Origin of the sequence: Herbaspirillum huttiense, from assembly GCF_047300815.1 — a bacterium.
Taxonomy (GTDB): Bacteria; Pseudomonadota; Gammaproteobacteria; order Burkholderiales; family Burkholderiaceae_D; genus Herbaspirillum; species Herbaspirillum huttiense_A.
The window spans coordinates 5,123,383-5,142,735 of record NZ_CP178608.1 but is presented as its reverse complement, the minus strand read 5'-3'; the positions used below and the strand labels follow the sequence as shown (position 1 = coordinate 5,142,735).

Annotated in this window: 14 protein-coding genes; 8 read left to right on the top strand and 6 right to left on the bottom strand. The window is 64.5% G+C overall.

The genetic code is table 11. The features are described 5' to 3' along the window. Positions 1 to 85: 85 nt before the first annotated feature. On the bottom strand, positions 86 to 1,393 hold the full coding sequence (locus tag ACLRDN_RS23560; protein ID WP_413458247.1) for an ABC transporter substrate-binding protein: 1,308 nt from the start codon (positions 1,391 to 1,393) through the stop codon (positions 86 to 88). A gap of 413 nt (positions 1,394 to 1,806) precedes the next feature. Between ACLRDN_RS23560 and ACLRDN_RS23555 the strand changes: the two genes are divergently transcribed. The 4 genes from ACLRDN_RS23555 to mgrA all read left to right on the top strand — a co-directional run bounded on the left by ACLRDN_RS23555 (position 1,807) and on the right by mgrA (position 6,607). Then, the gene (locus ACLRDN_RS23555; RefSeq protein ID WP_413458246.1) at positions 1,807 to 3,126 is read left to right on the top strand and encodes an ABC transporter substrate-binding protein; all 1,320 of its coding nucleotides are present in this window, start codon (positions 1,807 to 1,809) and stop codon (positions 3,124 to 3,126) included. A 24-nt stretch (positions 3,127 to 3,150) separates the two neighbouring features. Continuing rightward, positions 3,151 to 3,864: a response regulator gene (locus tag ACLRDN_RS23550; RefSeq protein ID WP_034331706.1), complete on the top strand. Its 714-nt coding sequence runs from the start codon at positions 3,151 to 3,153 to the stop codon at positions 3,862 to 3,864. Further along, positions 3,848 to 5,398, top strand: a complete 1,551-nt coding sequence (locus ACLRDN_RS23545) for an ATP-binding protein (RefSeq protein WP_259433618.1) — start codon at positions 3,848 to 3,850, stop codon at positions 5,396 to 5,398. The genes ACLRDN_RS23550 and ACLRDN_RS23545 overlap by 17 nt, the downstream gene beginning before the upstream one ends. Positions 5,399 to 5,572: 174 nt before the next feature. Beyond that, entirely contained in the window at positions 5,573 to 6,607 is a 1,035-nt protein-coding gene (mgrA, locus tag ACLRDN_RS23540; protein WP_310840031.1) for an L-glyceraldehyde 3-phosphate reductase, read from the top strand. 60 nt (positions 6,608 to 6,667) lie between these two features. Here mgrA and ACLRDN_RS23535 read toward each other — a convergent pair whose 3' ends face one another. The 5 genes from ACLRDN_RS23535 to ACLRDN_RS23515 form a co-directional block, all read right to left on the bottom strand. Beyond that, positions 6,668 to 7,114: a YbaN family protein gene (locus ACLRDN_RS23535; RefSeq protein WP_413458245.1), complete on the bottom strand. Its 447-nt coding sequence runs from the start codon at positions 7,112 to 7,114 to the stop codon at positions 6,668 to 6,670. Between the two features lie 4 nt (positions 7,115 to 7,118). After that, a complete protein-coding gene (locus ACLRDN_RS23530; protein ID WP_413458244.1) occupies positions 7,119 to 7,712 on the bottom strand; it encodes a biliverdin-producing heme oxygenase in 594 nt (197 codons plus the stop codon). Positions 7,713 to 8,067: 355 nt separating this feature from the next. Continuing rightward, complete coding sequence (locus ACLRDN_RS23525; protein WP_413458243.1) at positions 8,068 to 9,864, bottom strand: methyl-accepting chemotaxis protein; 1,797 nt, start codon at positions 9,862 to 9,864, stop codon at positions 8,068 to 8,070. A gap of 302 nt (positions 9,865 to 10,166) precedes the next feature. Continuing rightward, positions 10,167 to 10,859, bottom strand: coding sequence for a GntR family transcriptional regulator (locus ACLRDN_RS23520; RefSeq protein WP_413458242.1), 693 nt, complete (start codon positions 10,857 to 10,859; stop codon positions 10,167 to 10,169). 89 nt (positions 10,860 to 10,948) lie between these two features. Then, the gene (locus ACLRDN_RS23515) at positions 10,949 to 12,280 is read right to left on the bottom strand and encodes a C4-dicarboxylate transporter DctA (protein ID WP_413458241.1); all 1,332 of its coding nucleotides are present in this window, start codon (positions 12,278 to 12,280) and stop codon (positions 10,949 to 10,951) included. Between the two features lie 167 nt (positions 12,281 to 12,447). Between ACLRDN_RS23515 and ACLRDN_RS23510 the strand changes: the two genes are divergently transcribed. From ACLRDN_RS23510 to ACLRDN_RS23495, 4 genes are all read left to right on the top strand, one after another. Continuing rightward, positions 12,448 to 13,701 (top strand): allantoate amidohydrolase, encoded by a 1,254-nt coding sequence (locus ACLRDN_RS23510; protein WP_413458240.1) that lies wholly within the window; start codon positions 12,448 to 12,450, stop codon positions 13,699 to 13,701. A gap of 39 nt (positions 13,702 to 13,740) precedes the next feature. Beyond that, a complete protein-coding gene (locus tag ACLRDN_RS23505; RefSeq protein WP_413458239.1) occupies positions 13,741 to 15,369 on the top strand; it encodes an HAL/PAL/TAL family ammonia-lyase in 1,629 nt (542 codons plus the stop codon). A 242-nt stretch (positions 15,370 to 15,611) separates the two neighbouring features. Continuing rightward, positions 15,612 to 17,372, top strand: a complete 1,761-nt coding sequence (locus tag ACLRDN_RS23500; protein WP_413458238.1) for a methyl-accepting chemotaxis protein — start codon at positions 15,612 to 15,614, stop codon at positions 17,370 to 17,372. A gap of 201 nt (positions 17,373 to 17,573) precedes the next feature. Then, positions 17,574 to 19,346 carry a methyl-accepting chemotaxis protein gene (locus ACLRDN_RS23495; RefSeq protein ID WP_413458237.1) on the top strand — a complete coding sequence of 591 codons (1,773 nt, stop codon included), beginning with the start codon at positions 17,574 to 17,576 and terminating at the stop codon, positions 19,344 to 19,346. Positions 19,347 to 19,353: the final 7 nt, after the last annotated feature.

Below are 19,353 nucleotides of genomic sequence, written 5' to 3'. Positions count from 1 at the left end.
TGTCTCTCTTCCTGAAGGGGAGGGAGCGGACCTCTTGGCGGGTCCTTCGCTCCGGGGTAATGCCTTGCTTGGCCGGACCGTCAGGTCATTGTTGCGGCTTGTACCATTTGGCAAAGCCGGCCTGGATCTTGGCCGCTGCATCCTGCGGAGTCATCTTGCCGTTGAGCACCTGGGCATTGACGTTCCACATCTCGTTTTCCATGCTGGGCGTGCCACGGTTGAGGATCTGCGAATTGACGCGGATGGTGGAGGCGCAGTTCTTGCGCCAGCCCATCATCTGCTTGGCAATCGGATCCTTCACCGAGATCAGGTGGTTCGACAGCGAGAAGAAACCGGTGACCTTGTTGGTGTAGAGATCGGCAAACTCCTGCGATCCCAGCCAGGCCAGGAATTTGTAGGCATCATCCTTGTTCTTGGACTTCTTGTTGACGCCCATGCCGATGTCGTTGTGGTCCGAGATATAGCAGGCGTCGCCATTCTTGGGGACCGGCGGCGGGAAGGCGGCGAAGTCCATCTTGCCGTTGAAGTAGGCGATGTCCCAGGAACCGGCCGGATAGACCGCGCCCTTGCCGAGGGCGAACATGTTCTGGCTGTCGCTGTAGGTCTGGGCCGACGCGCCCTTGGGCAGGTACTTGCCGAGCTTGGCTTCGTATTCCCAGGCGGCCACGAATTGCGGATCGGTGAACTTGGCCTTGCCGGCGATGAGCGCCTTGCGCCCTTCTTCACCCTTCCAGTAATTGGGACCGATGCCGGTGAAGAGCACCTGGTGCGATTCCCACTGTTCGGAGGTGCCCATCACCAGGGGTGCGTACTTGCCATTGGCCTTGACGGTATCGAGCAGCTTGAAGAATTCTGCCTCCGTCTTGGGCGGCTCCAGGTTCAGTTCCTTGAAGATCTTGGTGTTGTAGAAGAAGCCGTGGATCACCGAAGCCATCGGCATGCAGAAGGTATCGCGGCCGTCATCGGTCTGCCAGGCGGCCTTGGCCGCAGGCGCGAAGAATTCCATGCCGGGCTTGCCATCCAGCTTTTCCAGGTGGCCCTTGTTGTAGAGCGAGAGCGAGACATCGAAGGGGCGGCAGGCCACCAGGTCACCGGCGGTGCCACCGGCCATGCGGGCGGCCAGGCTGGAATCGTATTCGGTCGGGGCGGTCGGCGAGAACTTGACGGTAATGCCCGGATTGCTGCGCTGGAAGGCCGGGATCAGCACCTCCTGCCACAGCGGCAGGTCATCCACGCGCCAGCTTTCGATGGTCAGCGTACCTGCCTGGCTGGGCGCGGCGGCCAGCCCTGTCAGGCCGAAGGCCAGGGCACAGGCGGCCAGCAGGCGACGGCGCGGGAAGGACGGCAACGAGGGGATGAGGGAAAAACGACCAGCCTTTTGTTCGGTCTGCATCTTGGGTCTCCTTGGTTTTTGTGGGGATCGCAGCGGCCCTGCGCCACGAAACGCCGTGACAGTAGCAGCGGCCAGCATGTGATGCGAGCCTGGGCAGCGGCGGCCGGGAGAGTGCCGCAAGTGTTTGATTCAAAACGAAATTAAGTCGATTCGCCGCACCTTGCGCATTACATATCCTTACAGGCCCTGCAGCATGGGGCGGCCGGATTTTCCGAGGCGGCGAGAGGGGAATGGGGTGCAGCATCGGGCTGCGCCTGTGGATAAGATAAGCAGAAGCAGACTTACATTTATTAACAAGAGCTAAACCGAATTCATCGTTTTCAAAAGGGCGGCGGCAGCGGCGCGCACCCGCGCAAATTGCACAATGGCAGTCACCCGGCTATAGTCTCTTCCGGTTTGGAGACAGCACCCCCATGATAAAAACGAAACGGCCCGCGAATGCACGCGTCGGCCCGGCCCGCTTCGGGCTGGCCGTGCTGTGCCTGCTCGCGCTGGCGCTGGGGGTGGCGCGTGCCCAGTCGCCGGTGCCGCCGGCCGGTGGCGGGGGGTCCCTGCAGGTGCTGCACTGGTGGACCTCGGCCAGCGAGCGCCAGGCCATCAACGTGGTGGTCAATCAGCTGGCCAAGCAAGATATCCAGTGGCGCGACGTCGCCATCCCCGGCGGGGCCGGCATGGGCGCGGCCAAGGTATTGAAGAGCATGGTGCTGGCCAACCGCGCCCCGGAAGTGACGCAGTTGAATGGCGTGGTCTTCGGCGAATGGGCCGACCTGGGCCTCTTGCTGGAGCTGGACAATGTGGCCGTGCAGGGCAACTGGGAAAAGCAGATGTTCCCCACCGTCTGGTCCCTGCTCAACAATCACGGCCACGTGGTGGCTGCGCCCCTGGGCATCCACCGCATCAACTCGCTGTTCTACAACACGGCCATCTTCAAGCGCTACAACCTGACGCCCCCCAAGACCTGGGACGAGTTCGACCAGATCGCCAAGAAGCTGCAGGGCACCGGCATCGTGCCCCTGGCGCAGAGTGCCGAGGCCTGGCAATTGGCGACGCTCTTCGAAAACATCGCCCTGGCCGAGAGCGGCCCGGCCTATTACCGCCGCCTGTTCGTGGAGATGAGTCCGGCCGCTTTTCTCGATGCGCGCATGCTGCATATCTTGAAGCGCCTGCGCAGCCTGGCCCCGGCCATGCCGCAGCCGGTGCGCGAACGGCCCTGGACGGAAGTGGCGCGCAGCATGGTCAGCGGCGAGGCCGCCATGCTCATCATGGGCGACTGGGCCAAGGGCGAGCTCAATGCCTGGGGCATGGAAGTGGACCAGCAGTTCGGCTGTGCACCGGCGCCGGGTACGGGCGACTTCCACCTCTACAGTACCGACACCCTGGCCATGTTCGCCGGCAACTATGCCCACCAGCCCATGCAGGAAACGCTGGCGCGGCTGACCATGTCGCCGGCCGTGCAGTCCGAATACAATAGGATCAAGGGTTCGATTCCCGTGCTGCGCGCGGCCGATCCGCACATGGACCGCTGTGCGCGCGACTCCTGGCGCGCCTTCAGCAAGGGGCCGGCCTGGCAGGCGCCCAGCCTGGTGCACCGCATGGCCACCGACGATACGACCAAGGATGCCATCGTGGCCGAGGTGCAGCGCTTCTTCCTCGACCGCAACCTGAGCGAAGAACAGACCCAGAAACGGCTTGCAGCGATTGCGCGTACACTCGCCCGCAATCGTAACGATTAAGAATTTCGGAGATGGAGCAGCAACATGACGCGCAAGATATTGATCGTCGACGATGACCAGAAGACCCGCACCCTCTTGAAGGCCTATCTGGAAAAGAACCAGTACGAAGTACGCCTGGCCCATGATGGCGCGGCCTTCCTGACCGAGTTCCAGCGCTTTGCCGATGAGCTCTCGCTGGTGATCCTGGACGTGATGCTGCCGGATACCGACGGCTTTGCCCTGTGCAAGGCAGTGCGCCGCAAATCCAACGTGCCGGTCATCATGCTTACCGCCAGCTCGGACGAGACCGACCGCGTGGTCGGGCTGGAGCTGGGCGCGGACGACTACATCGCCAAGCCCTACAGCCCGCGCGAACTGCTGGCGCGCATCAAGGCCATCCACCGCCGCATCGGCATCGACAACAGTGCGGCCCCGCGCTACTACCGCTTCGCCGGCTTCTCGCTCGACACGGTGGAACGCACGCTGACCGACAGCGCCGGCGAGGTCGTGCCCCTGACCGGCATGGATTATCAATTGCTGAAGTATTTCGTCGAACATCCGGGTGACGTGCTCGATCGCAACGTGCTCTGTGAAGAAACCCGCGGACGCGATGCCGGCCCGCTGGACCGCTCGCTGGATGTGCAGATCAGCAAGCTGCGCCTGCGCCTGAACGATGGCGGCCGCCAGCCGCACCTGATCAAGACCGTGCGCGGTGCCGGCTATGTCTTCTCGGCCGACGTCAGTGCCGCAGCCGCCTGAGAGCCTGGCGCCGGAGACGGCAGCGCTGGCTGTCCCCGCCGCCGCTGCGCGTCCTCCCAGCCTGCGCCGCCGCCTGGCTGCGCTGCTGGACTGGATGCTGCCGGATTCCCTGCTGGGCCGCCTGTCGGTGGTGATGATCTTCGGCGTGCTGGTCACGCAGGTGGCCGGTGGCCTGATCTGGGCCGTGCAGCTGCGCAGCAAGTCCGAGGCCGAGACCCGCACCGCCGCGCAGCACCTGGCCCATAGCGCGGCCTCGGCGATCCGCTATTTCATGACCCTGCCGCCCAACTATCGCCCGCTGATGATCCAGCAGCTGCGCGAGATGGGCGGCACGCGTTTCTTCATCAACGCCAACAGCAGCGCGGTGCCGGTCAAATCGATAGGCGACAGCCGCCTGGCCAACCTGGCCATCGATGTCGCCGCCCAGACCCTGCGCGAAGACCTGCCCTTCCTGCCGGAAGCGCGGCTGGCCTTCGCCTGGCCGGATGGCCTGCCGGTGGCCAGCGATGGCCTCACCGTCAACGACCTGCCCGACAATTGGGTGCAGCACATCCTGCTGACCAAGCCCAACTCGGCCCCGGTACTGGTGATCCAGATGCAGGTGGAAAGCGGCCGCTGGATCTACCTCGCCGCGCTCATGCCCAACCCGTATTTCCTCGACAGCGACAATCCGCTGTGGCTGGACCGCCTGGTGCTGCAGGGTTTGTCATTGGCGGCGATCCTGTTGCTGACCATCCTCGTGGTGCGCTGGACCACCCGTCCGCTGGCTGCGCTGGCCGATGCCGCCGAAGCCTTCGGCAAGGGCGAGACCGTGCCCAGCCTGCCCGAGACCGGCAGCCGCGAATACGTCAAAACGGCGCGCGCCTTCTCCGGCATGCGCGAGCGCATCAAGCGCTATCTGGAAGACCGCGAGCGCCTGTTCGTCTCCATCTCGCATGACCTGCGCACGCCCATCACGCGGTTGAAGCTGCGCACCGAACTGATGGATGACGACGCCATGCGCACCGATTTCCATGATGACCTCGATGAGCTGGACATGATGGTCAAGGGTGCGCTGCAATCGGTGAAGGACAGCGACATCCACGAGAACCGCACCGAGGTGCGCCTCGATGCGCTGGTGCTGCGCATGATCCGCGATGCCCGCCTGGCTGGCCACGAGATCGCCTTCACGCCCTCCGGCATCAACGTCATGGCCAAGCCGCTGGCCTTGAAGCGCGCCATCGGCAACCTGTTCGACAATGCCCTGTATTACGGCCAGAAGGTCGAGATCAGCATCCGGCCCTCGGCCGGCGTAGGTGGTGACCTGGTGGAAATCGAGATCCGCGACCACGGCCCCGGCGTGCCGGAAGACGCCATGGGCACGCTCTTCCAGCCCTACGTGCGGCTGGAACACGGACGCGCGCAGAACAGCGGCGGCATGGGCCTGGGCCTGGGCATCTCGCGCAACATCGTGCAGGCCCATGGCGGCGAACTGCTCTTGCGCAACCATCCGGAGGGCGGCCTGATCGCCACCATCATCCTGCCGGCGCGCTGACGATCCGTCGGGAACAGGCCGCGAGATTCATCTGTCAGACAGATCAATCGCATCAAAATTTTGCATTTAATGAATAAGTGAGAGAAGCGTAGAGTTCAGCACACCACCCAGGAAGTGGCAGTTCAGGCAGTTCCCCCTCGATTCTTCCCGCAGAACATTTCTCCAAGGAGACCCATGAGCTATATCGCCGAATCCTCTCGCTATGATGGCCGCATGCCCTACCGCCGCACCGGCCGCAGCGGCCTGCTGCTGCCCGCCGTCTCGCTGGGCCTGTGGCAGAACTTCGGTGGCGTCGACAACTTCGAAACCGGCCGCGCCGTGCTGCGCCGCGCCTTCGACCGTGGCGTCACCCATTTCGACCTGGCCAACAACTACGGTCCCCCGGCCGGTTCCGCCGAGGAAAACTTCGGCCGCTGGATGGCCAAGGATTTCCTGCCCTACCGTGATGAGCTGGTCATCTCCAGCAAGGCCGGCTGGCAGATGTGGCCCGGCCCTTACGGCGGCCCCAGCGGTGCGCGCAAGCACCTCATCGCCAGCTGTGAACAGAGCTTGAAGCGCATGGGCCTGGACTATGTCGACATCTTCTATTCGCACCGCGTCGATGCCGACACCCCGCTCGAAGAGACCATGGGCGCGCTGGCGCAGCTGCATCGCCAGGGCAAGGCGCTCTACGTGGGCATCTCGTCCTATTCGCCCGAGCTGACCCGCAAGGCAGCGGCCATCCTCAAGAGCGAAGGCGTGCCGCTCTTGATCCACCAGCCCAACTATTCCATGCTCAACCGCACGATTGAAAGCGGGCTGCTGCCGGCGCTGGAAGAACTGGGCGTGGGCTGCATCGGCTTCTCGCCGCTGGCGCAAGGCCTGCTGACCAACAAGTACCTGGGTGGCGTGCCGGAAGGGGCGCGCGTCACGCGTGCGCCATCGCTGCCGCAGCGCATGCTGTCGGAGGACAACCTGGCGCGCATCCGCGCCCTGAACGACATCGCCGCCAAGCGCGGCCAGACCCTGGCGCAGATGGCCATCGCCTGGGTGCTGCGCGATGCGCGCGTGACCTCGGCACTGATCGGTGCGCGCACCGTCGAGCAGCTCGACGATTCGCTGGATGCGGTCAAGAAGCTGGACTTCACGCAGGAGGAACTGGCCAGCATCGACAAGCACGCCACCGATGGCGATGTGGATCTGTGGAAGGTGTCGTCGTCGATCACCTGACGCCGATTGGCACGTGCATCAACGAAGAGCCTGTCCCGTTTGCGCGGGACAGGCTTTTTTTCATGAGCGTTCGCCGGGCTCGGCGTCTTCCACCCGCTCCGGGCGCGACCACATCCATGCTGCACCCAAGGCCATGCCCAGCGTGGCCAGCACGATCACCCAGTGGCGCTTGACGGTAAACAGCATGATGACCAGGCACAGGCTCATCATGAGGGAAGCGCTGATCTTGGCGCGCCGCGCCACCACGCGGCCGTGGCGCCAGTTGTGGATCATCGGGCCGAACAGGCGATGCTGTTCCAGCCAGCGCTGCAGGCGCGGTGAGCCCTTGCCGGCGGCCCAGGCGGAGAGCAGCACGAATTCGGTGGTGGGCAGGCCGGGAATGAAGATGGCCACGATGCCGATGCCCAGGCTGGCATAGGCCAGCAGCAGCCACAGCCAGCGCGTGCGGCGCGGGGCCAACTGGCCGGAGGGCAGCGGCAGGGGCGGCCGGGACGGACTGTCCGCCATTGCCTCAGTCCAGCGCGAAGTGCCGTTTCAACAGCACGCCGAAACGTTCGAAGGCCGCAGCGGCACCGGCCACCACCGCATCCTGTTCCTGCAGCGAGAGGCCGGGCGCATCGAGGAAGCTGACGAAGCGCCGCCAGACCACCGCGCGTCCTTCCGGGTAGGCCGCCAGGTTGCGCGCGCCAAAGCTTTCGCTCAGGCCCAGCTTGTCCTTGACCTCCTTGAGCAGGAAGGCCGCGCCCAGCGTCGAGCCTTCGGAGACGTAGAGCCAGCCCAGGGCTTCGGGCATGGCCACGTTGCCGGTGGCGATGACGGCCTCACCCGGCGCGGCCTGCAGGTCGGCCAGGTCGGCCAGCGCAGCGGCTTCGCGGCCGCGTACCTGCAGGTCAGGCACGGCGGCCTGGATGGCCGGGTCCTCGAAGAGATGTTCGACATCGCGCTGGAAGTGATACTGCGCCGCCACGAAGCGCACGTACTGGGCGCGGCTGGCGAAGGGTTGCGCCTGTTCCATCAGGGCATGCATCTGCTCGTGCAGCGTGGCCGTTTCATTCTTGAGACGGGCCGACAGCAGGGCGGGAGCGGTAGAGAGAGGATTCATCATGGTCGGGACGGGTCATCATGTTGCCGCCCGGGAGATCCGGCGGGCCCATCATGTTGCATGTCGATGGCCCAGGGGCGGCGCGGCTGGCAGACCCGGCCTGCGGGAGGACGGAAGAGGCTGACTGCGTCGGCCATTTTAACGCAAACGGCCGGACCCGCTTGCGCGCGGGGCAACCCTCCGGGAGAGGCCGCCAAGCGTCGCCTGCCGTTGTTGCAGCTCCTTGCCGTGGCACCACCACGGCGCGTCGCCGCGCCTAGGCAGACAACGCTTGGCGACCTCTCGCACTCACAGATTGAATGTGAACAGGCCCTGGTCATTCTGACGAGGCCGGCACGTCATATTGACGAAGCTGGCGCTACATCTTGAAGCCGCCGACCAGCACCGACAGCCGGTGCGCCTCATCCTGCAAGGACTTGGCCGCGGCTGCTGCCTGTTCGACCAGCGCGGCATTCTGTTGCGTGCCTTCGTCGATATGCGTGATGGCCAGGTTCACTTCCTGGATGCCGCCATTCTGTTCGCTGCTGGCATGGGCGATTTCGCTGACGATCACGCTGACGTCACGGATGCTGGCCACGATCTGTTCCATGGTCTGCCCGGCCTGGGCCACCAGCAGGCCGCCATCGGCCACCTTGGCCACCGAGTTGTCGATGAGCTGCTTGATCTCCTTGGCGGCCTGGGCGCTGCGCTGGGCCAGCGAACGCACTTCCGAAGCCACCACCGCGAAGCCGCGTCCCTGCTCGCCCGCACGCGCCGCTTCCACGGCGGCATTCAAGGCCAGGATGTTGGTCTGGAAGGCGATGCCGTCGATGACCGTGATGATGTCGGCGATCTGGCGCGAGGAGGCATTGATGGCCTCCATGGTGGAGACCACGTTGCCGACCACTTCACCGCCTTGCGCGGCGATCTTGGACGCATTGCCGGCCAGCTCATTGGCGCGGCGCGCATTCTCCGAGTTCTGCTGTACGGTCGAGGTCAGCTGTTCCATGGCCGAGGCGGTTTCTTCCAGCGCACCGGCCTGCTGTTCGGTACGCGCCGACAGGTCCTGGTTGCCGCTGGCGATCTCGGTGGAAGAAATCTTGACGGTATCGCTGCTGCGGCGCACGTCCTGCAGGATGCCGGTGATCTGGTTGACGAACTGGTTGAAGGAACGCGAAATCTGGGTCAGTTCATCCTTGCCATCTTCGGCCAGGCGCAGGGTCAGGTCGCCATTGCCGGAGGACAGGCTGTCCATGGCGCGGCGCACGCGCGACAGGCGCAGGAACACGGCCGTGGTGATCAGGCTCATGATGCCGGCCGCCACCAGTGCCACCAGCACCAGGGCGATGAGCGCCGAGCGCGTGGCATTGCGCATGCCGGCGGTGACGTCGGCCTTGTCCATGGCCAGCATCAGGGTCCACTCGGTGCCCTTGATGGGGATGCCCTTGATGAGCTTGACCGCGCCTTCCAGTGCCAGCGCGCTGACCTTGTCGTCGCTGCCCAGGCTCTGCAGGCGTTCCGGGGTGAGTTCAGCATTCCACTCCTTGGCCGGCTTGTTGACCCACTGGCCGTCGGGGTGGGCCAGCATGAGGCCGTCACGGTCCACCAGGAAGGCATAGCTGGCCGGGGTCGGGTGAATCGAGCGCACCACTTCCGAGACCCCGTCCAGGAACATGGCCGCCGCCACCACGCCCACGCGCTGGCCGTTCTGCATCACCGGCGCGGTGAAGGAGACCATCGGTTTCTTGGTGGCCACGTCGGTGTAGGGCTTGGTCAGCACGGGCTTGCCGGCCGCCACCGCCTGCTTGTACCAGGGGCGGGCGGTCGGGTCATAGCCGGCCGGCAGGCCTTCGGCGGCGGAGGTGAAGGCGGTCTTGTCCTCGCGGCCCAGGGTGGTGACGTAGAAGCCGCCGCTCTTTTGCAGCAGCTTGATGACGAACACCGGATCGGCCCCCTGCACGCCTTCGGCAGCCGCCACCGTCATGGCGGTGCGGGCCGCCACCCATTCATTGATGGTGGAGCCGAAGCCGGTGGCCACCGCTTGCGCGTTGCGCTCGATGGCGCGGTCGTTGTCGGTCTGGATGATGAAGAAGGACACCGTGCCGACCACTGCCAGGCTGGCTACCAGCAGGGTGATGGTATAGAAAAGGATGCGGGCTTTGATGGAGTTGAGCATGTGGAATCCCTGAAATCATTATTGTTTGGCGGTACCCATGCTCGTTCCATGGCAATGGACGGCATCCGGACCGGTGCATGAGTGTGGCCCTCGCCGCACTCGCTGCAACCGGGGAATACAGCGGGATTTCACCGTCTGATGCGGGCTTGGCCGCTGAGGCGGTGGTTGGGTGCGATATGACTAAAACTTAGTCCGTACGAATCTGGACCGGCCGCTATCCCTTGCGGGAGGCGGACACGGATGAATGAAAATGATTTTTTACTAAGTTTTTTACGGACCGGGTGTTGCGCTAGCTGACGAATTCATGACAACAGTTCACGCAACAGATCCTTGCGCGGGCCGGACTTGGGTTCAAAGGCCAGTGCCTGTTCCACATGCAGCAAGTGATGTTCCATCAGTTCGACGGCCTTCTCGACATCGCCTGCCCGGGCCGCCGCGATGAAGGCGCCGTGTTCCTCGCTGGAGCAGGCGGCATCGCGCGTGGACTGGTAGAGCATCGTGATGAGGGCGCTGCGCCCGGCCAGCTTTTCCAGGATGTCGGTGAGCACGTCGTTGCCGACGATGCGTGCCAGCAGGATGTGGAAGTCGCTCAGGAGCGAAGAGCGCACCTGCATGTTGTCATCCTTGACGGCCTGGCGTTCCTGTTCCAGGTGCTCTTCCAGCCGGGCGTAATCGGCTTCGGTGGCGCAGGCCACGAACTGGCGCACCATGGCCGCTTCCAGTGCCCGGCGCACGAAGAACAGGTTGCGCGTCTCCTCCACCGTGGGTTTGCTGACGAAGGCGCCCTTGTCGGGGATCAGGTCCACCAGCTTGTCTTTGGCCAGCATCACCAGCGCCGCGCGGATCTTGGTGCGGCTGACCTGGTAGACCCGCGCCAGCGCTTCCTCGGGTAGCTTGGCACCGGGCGGCAGGCGCTGCGCGGCGATATTGGCCGCGATGTCGCTGGCGATGGCGTCGGAACTGTCGGGCGCGGGGGCAGGGGCGGAAGCGGTCATGGCTGGCGTGGACGGGTGGCTGTGAGGGCCGCCAGGTGGCGGCGCTCCATTGTAACCAGTGCAAGCAGGTGCAGCCATGTCTGCCGTTCTCAGACCTGGGCCGGCTTGGCGATCACGCCCGGCAGGTCGAGGACCGGCAGTTCCTCGGCCAGCGGCGTCACGTGCTCGCCATTGAGCACGGCGCGGGCGCGCTGCTTGTCGATATCCTTTTCCCAGCTGGCAATGACGACGGTAGCCACGCAGTTGCCCAGCAGGTTGCCCAGCGCGCGGGCGATGCCGATGAACCAGTCGATGGACAGCACCAGCACCAGGCCCACGACCGGGATGGCCGGGATGGTGGTCAGCGTGGCCGCCAGGATCACGATGGCCGAGCCCGGCACTCCGTGCGCGCCCTTGGAGGTCACCAGGGCAATGGCCAGGATCGCCGCCAGGTCACCCCAGGACAGGTGCGTGTTGGTGGCCTGGGCGATGAAGAGCGCGGCCATGGTCAGGTAGATCGAGAAGGCATCCAGGTTGAAGGAATAGCCGGTCGGGATCACCAGGCCGACGGTGGATTTCTTGATGCCCATGTGTTCCAGCTTCCTCATGATCTGCGGCAGCACGCTGTCCGAGGAGGTGGTGGCCAGCACCACCACCAGCTCTTCGCGCAGGTAGCGGATCAGCTTGAAGATGGACAGCCCGCTGGCGCGCAGGATGCCGCCCAGCACCACCAGCACGAAGAAGATCACCGCGCCGTAGAACAGCAGCACCAGCAGCGCCAGTTGCTTCAACGAGCCGATGCCGTACTTGCCGACCGTGAAGGCAATCGCCCCCAGCACCCCCAGCGGTGCCAGGCGGATGAAGAAGGACATGCACTTGAAGAAGGCGTCCGACAGCGACGACACCAGCGCCACGACCGGTGCTCCTTTCTCGCCGATGAGCAGCAGCGCACAGCCGAAGGTCACCGAGATCAGCAGCACCTGCAGCACGTCGCCGGAGGTGAAGGCACTGACGGCGGTGGCGGGGATCAGCTTCATGATGAATTCGGCAAAGCCGGTTTCCTTGACCTTGCCGGCATTGGCCATGTAGCCCGACAGGCTGCTGGCGTCCAGGTTGCTGGGGTCGATGTTCATGCCCGCGCCCGGTTGCACCACCAGCGCCAGGACCAGGCCCAGCAGCAGGGCAATGGTGGTCACCACCTCGAAGTAGATGATGGCCTTCACGCCTACGCTGCCGACCTTCTTCAGGTCGCTGGCGCCGCAGATGCCCTGCACGACCACGCAGAAGACGATCACCGGAATGATCATCTTGATCAACTTGATGAAGCCGTCGCCCAGCGGTTTGAGGCTCTGGCCGAAGTCGGGCCAGAACAGCCCGATGACGATGCCGGCCACCAAGGCCAGCACCACCTGCCCGAACAGGGACTTGAATACTTTGCTCACCGTTGTCTCCTCGTCTTGTTTTATTGAAATGTTGCCAACGCTGGTGATCTTTTTTGTCGCGGTGGCGCCAGATCACTATATTGCATACAATTTTTGAATACAATAAAAAAGACGAAAATTTTCGAGTCCCGCTCCATCCCGGAGCCGGTCGATCACGAGGAGACGCGATGAAAGCCATGGACCCGTCCAGCCAGCAGGCCGGCCAGCAAGCGATGCAATGGGCCGAGCTGTTGGCGCAGCACAGCGAAGCCGCCGGCATGCTGACCCGGACCTATCTCACGCCCACGCACCAGGCGGCGGCCGCCGAACTGACGCAATGGATGGAGCAATCCGGCCTGCGCGTGCGGCGTGACAACGCCGGCAACGTGATCGGACGCTACGAGGCCGCGCCGGGCTACGAGCATCGTGCGGCGCTGGTGACCGGTTCGCACTTCGATACGGTGCGCAACGCCGGCAAGTACGACGGCAACCTCGGCATCGTGCTGCCGCTGGCCTGCATTGCCCAATGGCATCGTGCGGGCCAGCGCTTTGCTTTTCCCATCGAGGTGATCGGCTTTGCCGAGGAAGAGGGCGTGCGCTTCAAGGCCACCCTGCTGGGCAGCCGCACCGTGGCCGGGACCTTCGACCAGGCCGTACTGGAGAACCTGGATGCCGATGGCATCAGCATGCGCCAGGCGATCCGGGCCGCCGGACTGGATCCGGCCGGCATCGCAGGGGATGCGTGGGCGCCCGCATCCGTGGCGGCGTTCGTCGAAGTCCATATCGAACAGGGCCCGCTGTTGCTCAATGAGGACTTGCCGGTGGGCGTGGTCACCGCCATTTCCGGTGCCAGCCGCTTCATGGCCGAGGTGCGCGGCCTGGCCGCGCATGCCGGGACGGTACCGATGCACCTGCGCCGCGATGCAGCGATGGCGGCGGCCGAGATCGGGCTTTACATCGAACGCCGCTGCGGCATCAAGCCGGGGCTGGTGGGCACCATGGGCATCCTGGAAGTGGTGCAGGGCGCGGCCAACGTGGTACCGGGGCTGGCCAGTTTTTCCATCGACATTCGCGCCGAGGAGGATGCGGACCGTCTGGCGGCGGTGGCCGACGTGCGCGCCGAGATCGAGCGCATTGCCGCGCGGCGGCAGGTGGAGGTCGTGCTGCGCCAGACCCATGAGGCGGCCAGCGTGCCCTGCGCGCCGCGCCTGCAGGCGGCCTTGGCACGGGCCATCGAGACGGCCGGCTGGCCGGTGCGCCACCTGCCATCCGGGGCCGGCCACGACGCCATGGCCATGGCACCGCTGGGCGAGGTGGCCATGCTGTTCGTGCGCTGTGGCAACGGCGGCATCAGCCATCACCCCGACGAGACCATGAGCACCGACGACGCTTGCATCGCTGCGCAGGTCTTCCGCCATCTGGTCGAACAATTCCAGCCCTGAGTGCGCTCAGGCTTTTTACTGAAAGAATACGGAGTCCCCATGTCCACCATCACCATCGACGGATTCAACCTCACCGCTGCGCAAGTCGTCAGCGTGGCCCGTGCGCCTCACCTGAAAGTCGCGCTGGCCGAGTCTTCGCGAACGGCCCTCAAGCAAAGCCGCGACTACATCGAATCGACCTGGATGCACGATGAAGCGCCCATGATGTACAGCTTCAATACCGGCGTGGGCCTGCTCAAGGACACGCGCATCAAGGTCGAGCATATCGAGCTGTTCCAGACCCAGTTGATCCGCGCCCACAGTGCGGGCATCGGCGAGCCCTTCTCGGAAGAAGTCAGCCGCGCCACCATGCTGCTGCGGGCCAATGCGTTCGCATCGAATTATTCCGCACCGCGCGTGGAAGTGGTGGACCGCCTGCTGGCCTTCATCAATGCGGGCATCCATCCCATCATGCCGCAGAAGGGATCGGTCGGTGCCTCCGGTGATCTGGCGCCGCTGGCCTATCTGGCGGCGGCCATTGCCGGGTTTGATGAAGCCGAAGTGATGTATCAAGGCCAGCGCATGCGCGCCACGCAAGCCATCGAGCAGGCCGGGATAGGTTCGGTCAAATTTGATCTTAAGGCCAAGGATGCCTCGGCCCTCATCAATGGCTGCACCGCCTCGCTGGCTGTCGCCATCCTCGCCGCACACGATGCGCGCCATCTGCTGACTGATGCCTGCCTGTCCCTGGGGCTGACGCTGGAAGCGATGCGGGCCGAAATGGCGGCCTTCGATCCGCGTATCCAGATGGCCCGTCCCCATGCGGGCCAGATCAAGACGGCCGAAGTGATCCGTACCTTGTTGAAGGGGTCCACGCGTACTACGCATGAAGCGCGCGCCGTGCAATTGCCTGATGAACTGCGCCGTACCGACATCCCTTATACCGCGCGTATTCAGGATGTCTATTCGCTGCGCTGCGCACCGCAGGTGTATGGCCCGGTCTTCGATGCGCTCGACTACATCGACACCATCATCGAGAAAGAGACCAACTCCGCCACCGACAATCCGCTGATCTTCAACAAGGAAGACGGCGAAGGTTTCGAGATCATTTCCGGCGGCAATTTCCACGGCCAGTATCTGGCGCAGGCGATGGACTTGCTGGCCATGGCCATCACCGACCTGGGCAGCATCTGCGAACGCCGCATCGCGCGCCTGATCGATCCGACCTTGTCGTGGGGATTGCCGCGCAACCTGATGAGCGGCATGCGCGGGGTCAACACCGGCTATCCGGTGGTGCAGTGTTCCATGAGTTCGCTGGTGATGGAAAACCGTACCCTCTGCATGCCGGGCAGCGTGGACAGCATCCCGTCCAAGGGCAACAGCGAGGACCACATTTCCAACTCGACCTGGTGCGCCCGCAAGGCCATGACGGTGGTGCAGAACACGCAATACATCGTCGGCGTGGAAATGCTGCTGGCGGCGCAGGCGCTGACCATGACCGAGGAGTTGCTCAAGGACTTCAAACTGGGGCAGGGGACGCAGGCGGCCTATGAGGAAATCCGTCGGCAGATCCCGGCTTGCCTGGAGGGCGATCGCTGGTTCCACGACGACGTGCAGGCCGCGCATGGCTTCGTGGTCAGCGGATCGGTACGGGAGGCGGTCGTCGCGGCGATCGGGGCATTCGTGTGACGGGACTGCGAGCCGAGCCCTGAGAATTTGACCTCGCAGGCTCAAGTCTGACAAAAAGCTGACGTTCAAGAAGACTGAACGGCAGCTTTTTCATTTTTGGGGCGCAGCGAACCGGATTGCTGTGCGGCAACGCCGGCGCATGTGTTTCCCACACGTATCAGGATCTCCCTGATGGCCTGGCCCGGCGTCCTCAGCCACACTGCGCTGTCGCGCATACTCACAGTCCATCGGGGGAGATTGGAATGAACATCAAGAACATCAGGATCAGCGTACGCCTGGCGGCTTGCTTCGCCGTCCTGGTTGCGGTCATGTGCCTGATCACAGGGGTGGGCATGCAAAGCCTGCACAGCATCAGCAACGCTTCGCGCGTGGTGGTCGAGGACCGCTACGTGAAGATCGCGCTGGTGATGGAGATCCGCGAGAACGTCAATTCGGCCGCGCGCAACCTGCGCAATGCCTTGCTGGGGCGCAATCTCGACGAGGCCAAGCGCTATCTCGACCGCGGTGCGGCCAACAGCGCCAAGACCAGCGAGGCCCTGAACCAGATCGAAAAAATGATCAGCTCGCCGCGCGGCAAGGAATTGCTCAAGGCCATTCAGGACGCGCGTGCCGCCTACAGCACGTCGCGCGACAAACTGCGTGAGCTGATCATGCAGCAAAAAAAGGAAGAGGCCGCCGAGGTACTCTTCAATGAAGTCATTCCCAAGCAGGATCGCTACTTCGAAGTCCTCAACGACTTTGTTGCCTTCCAGAAGACGCTGATGGACGAGAGCGTGGCCGAAGGCCAGCAGACCAGCGACTCGGCCATCGCCCTGATGCTGGAACTGTCGGCCGTGGCCATTCTGCTGTGCGTGCTGGCGGCCTGGTGGGTCACGCGTTCCATCACCCGGCCGCTCAATGAAGCCGTGGACGTGGCCAGCGCCGTGGCGCAAGGCGACCTGACGATACAGATCGGCGAGACCACCCGGGATGAAACCGGCAAGCTGCTGGCTTCGCTCAAGGCCATGAACCAGAACCTGCACCGCATCGTCAGCGAGGTACGGACCGGCAGCGACACCATCAATACGGCCTCCTCCGAAATCGCCAGCGGCAACCTGGACCTGTCTTCCCGCACTGAAGAACAGGCTGGCGCGCTGGAAGAGACCGCCTCGGCGATGGAAGAACTGACCTCCACCGTCAAGCAGAATGCCGACAATGCCCGCCAGGCCAACAGCCTCGCCGCCACCGCCTCCGACGTGGCAGTGCAGGGCGGCAGCGTGGTGGGGCAGGTGGTACAGACCATGGGCGAGATCAACGACGCCTCCCGCAAGATCGTCGACATCATCAGCGTCATCGACGGCATCGCCTTCCAGACCAATATCCTGGCCCTGAACGCCGCCGTGGAAGCGGCACGCGCCGGCGAGCAGGGACGCGGCTTTGCGGTGGTGGCCTCCGAAGTCCGTACCCTGGCCCAGCGCAGCGCGTCCGCTGCCAAGGAGATCAAGGCCTTGATCGATGATTCGGTCAGTCGCGTGGACAACGGCAGCCGTCTGGTGGAACAGGCCGGTGCCACCATGAGCGAAGTGGTGGCCAGCGTGCGTCGCGTCACCGACGTGGTGGCCGAGATCTCGGCCGCCAGCCACGAACAGAGCGACGGCATCGAGCAGATCAATCACGCCATCGCGCAGATGGACGAAGTGACCCAGCAAAATGCCGCCCTGGTGGAACAGGCCGCCGCCGCCGCCCAGTCGTTGCAGGAACAGTCGGGCCGGTTGGTGGAAACCGTGAGCATCTTCAAGCTCAGCAGCCATGAAACACCGCGTGCCCAGCCCGCGCGCAAGCCGGCGCCGCCCAAGCCGGCCAGCAAGCCGACGGCCGCCGCCCCTGCTGCACCGGCCAAGGCAGCCGTTGCAGCGCCCGCGCCGGCCCCAAAGGCCCTGCCGGCAAAACCGGCCGCGTCAGCCAGCGCCAAGGCCGGCAGCAAGGCCATGGCAGCCGATGACGGGGATTGGGAACAATTCTGAACTAACTATCGCAGGCTCAGGGGCCAGGGTTCGGGTTCCGGACCTCACCCTGTCTTCTCAAGTATTGGCCGAAAGCGCCGTTCAGCATCTGCTGACCGGCGCTTTTTTCATGCGTCAGGCGATCCAGTGCGGCGTTGCATCCCGCAAACAATTTGCTGACAGAAAGACAGGCATGTCTTCACAGCCAACAAGGGGGTAAGGATGAACATCAAAGATATCAAGATCAGCGTCCGGCTGGCCGTTTGCTTCGCCGTGCTGATTGCGGTGATGTGCGTGATCACGGGGATCGCGCTCAGGAGCCTAGACCGGGTCGAGAAATCCACCGCCGAGATCGTCGACGACCGCTACCAGAAGATCGCCCTGGCCAGCGACATCAGCGACAACGTCAATGGCGCCGTGCGCAGCCTGCGCGATGCCCTGCTCGGCCGAACCCCCGAGGAGGCGGCGAAGTACCTGGAGCAGGGCCAGTCCTTCAGTGCCAAGACCGGCAAGGCGCTGGCGCAGATCGAGAAGCTGCTCACCAGCCCGCGCGACAAGGACATGTTGAAGATGGTCATGGAGGCCCGCAACGCCTACACCCCCTCGCGTGACAAGCTGCGGGAACTGATCAGGCAGAACAAGAAGGAAGAGGGGACCGACCTGCTCTTCAAGGAAGTCGTGCCCGTCCAGGACAAGTACCTCAAGGCGCTCGATGACTTCGTGGTCTACCAGAAGACCATGATGGACGAGAGCGTCGTGCAAGGCAAACAGACCGCCAGTTCCGCCGCCAGCCTGATGCTGCTGCTCTCGGGCGCGGCCATCCTGATCTGCATCGCCGCCGCCTGGCTGGTCACCCGTTCCATCACGCGTCCGCTCAACGAAGCCGTCTGCATCGCCGGTGCCGTGGCGCAGGGCGACCTCACGGTGCGCATCGAGGCCACCACCCGCGATGAGACCGGCACCCTGCTGGCTTCGCTCAAGTCCATGAACGAGAACCTGCACCGCATCGTCACCCAGGTGCGCCAGGGGACCGATGCCATCACCACCGCCTCGAAGGAAATCGCCAGCGGCAACCTGGACCTGTCCTCGCTCACCGAAGAGCAGGCCGGCTCACTGGAAGAAACCGCCTCGGCCATGGAAGAGCTGACCTCCACCGTCAAGCAGAATGCCGACAACGCACGCCAGGCCAACACCCTGGCCGCGACCGCCTCTGAGGTGGCGGTGCAGGGCGGCAGCGTGGTGGGGCAGGTAGTGCAGACCATGGGCGAGATCAATGACGCCTCCCGCAAGATCGTCGACATCATCAGCGTCATCGACGGCATCGCCTTCCAGACCAACATCCTGGCCCTGAATGCGGCGGTGGAAGCGGCCCGTGCCGGCGAGCAGGGACGCGGCTTTGCGGTGGTGGCCTCCGAAGTGCGTACCCTGGCCCAGCGCAGCGCCTCGGCGGCCAAGGAGATCAAGGCCTTGATCGATGATTCGGTCACCCGCGTGGATAACGGCAGCCGCCTGGTGGAGCAGGCCGGCAGCACCATGAGCGAGGTGGTGGCCAGCGTCAGGCGCGTCACCGACGTGGTCGGCGAAATCTCGGCGGCCAGCAACGAGCAGAGCGCCGGCATCGAGCAGATCAACCGCGCCATCACGCAGATGGACGAAGTCACGCAGCAGAACGCCGCCCTGGTGGAACAGGCAGCGGCCGCCGCGCAATCCCTGCAGGAGCAATCGCACCGGCTGTCGGAGACCGTCAGCATCTTCCGGCTCGACAGCCAGCATGCCCCGGTTGCGCCCGTGCGCAACCATGCCCAGCCCGTACGCCAGCCGGTGGCGCCCACGCCAGTGGCCCCCAGGCCGGCCGCACAAAAGCCCGTCGCCACGGCGGCTGCGCCTGTTGTTGCGGCGCCGGCCTTGCCCGCCAAACAGACCGCCAGCGCGGGCAGTGCCAAGGCCGGCAGCAAGGCGCCGCCGGCCGGTGACGGGGATTGGGAACAATTCTGAACTAACT

Excerpts from the sequence above, each read along its gene's own strand:
- ACLRDN_RS23525 (WP_413458243.1), bottom strand. The coding sequence starts at position 9,864 with ATGCTCAACTCCATCAAAGCCCGCATCCTTTTCTATACCATCACCCTG.
- ACLRDN_RS23535 (WP_413458245.1), bottom strand. The coding sequence starts at position 7,114 with ATGGCGGACAGTCCGTCCCGGCCGCCCCTGCCGCTGCCCTCCGGCCAG.
- ACLRDN_RS23520 (WP_413458242.1), bottom strand. The coding sequence starts at position 10,859 with ATGACCGCTTCCGCCCCTGCCCCCGCGCCCGACAGTTCCGACGCCATC.
- ACLRDN_RS23530 (WP_413458244.1), bottom strand. The coding sequence starts at position 7,712 with ATGATGAATCCTCTCTCTACCGCTCCCGCCCTGCTGTCGGCCCGTCTC.
- ACLRDN_RS23510 (WP_413458240.1), top strand. The coding sequence starts at position 12,448 with ATGAAAGCCATGGACCCGTCCAGCCAGCAGGCCGGCCAGCAAGCGATG.
- mgrA (WP_310840031.1), top strand. The coding sequence starts at position 5,573 with ATGAGCTATATCGCCGAATCCTCTCGCTATGATGGCCGCATGCCCTAC.
- ACLRDN_RS23555 (WP_413458246.1), top strand. The coding sequence starts at position 1,807 with ATGATAAAAACGAAACGGCCCGCGAATGCACGCGTCGGCCCGGCCCGC.
- ACLRDN_RS23505 (WP_413458239.1), top strand. The coding sequence starts at position 13,741 with ATGTCCACCATCACCATCGACGGATTCAACCTCACCGCTGCGCAAGTC.
- ACLRDN_RS23550 (WP_034331706.1), top strand. The coding sequence starts at position 3,151 with ATGACGCGCAAGATATTGATCGTCGACGATGACCAGAAGACCCGCACC.
- ACLRDN_RS23495 (WP_413458237.1), top strand. The coding sequence starts at position 17,574 with ATGAACATCAAAGATATCAAGATCAGCGTCCGGCTGGCCGTTTGCTTC.
- ACLRDN_RS23560 (WP_413458247.1), bottom strand. The coding sequence starts at position 1,393 with ATGCAGACCGAACAAAAGGCTGGTCGTTTTTCCCTCATCCCCTCGTTG.
- ACLRDN_RS23500 (WP_413458238.1), top strand. The coding sequence starts at position 15,612 with ATGAACATCAAGAACATCAGGATCAGCGTACGCCTGGCGGCTTGCTTC.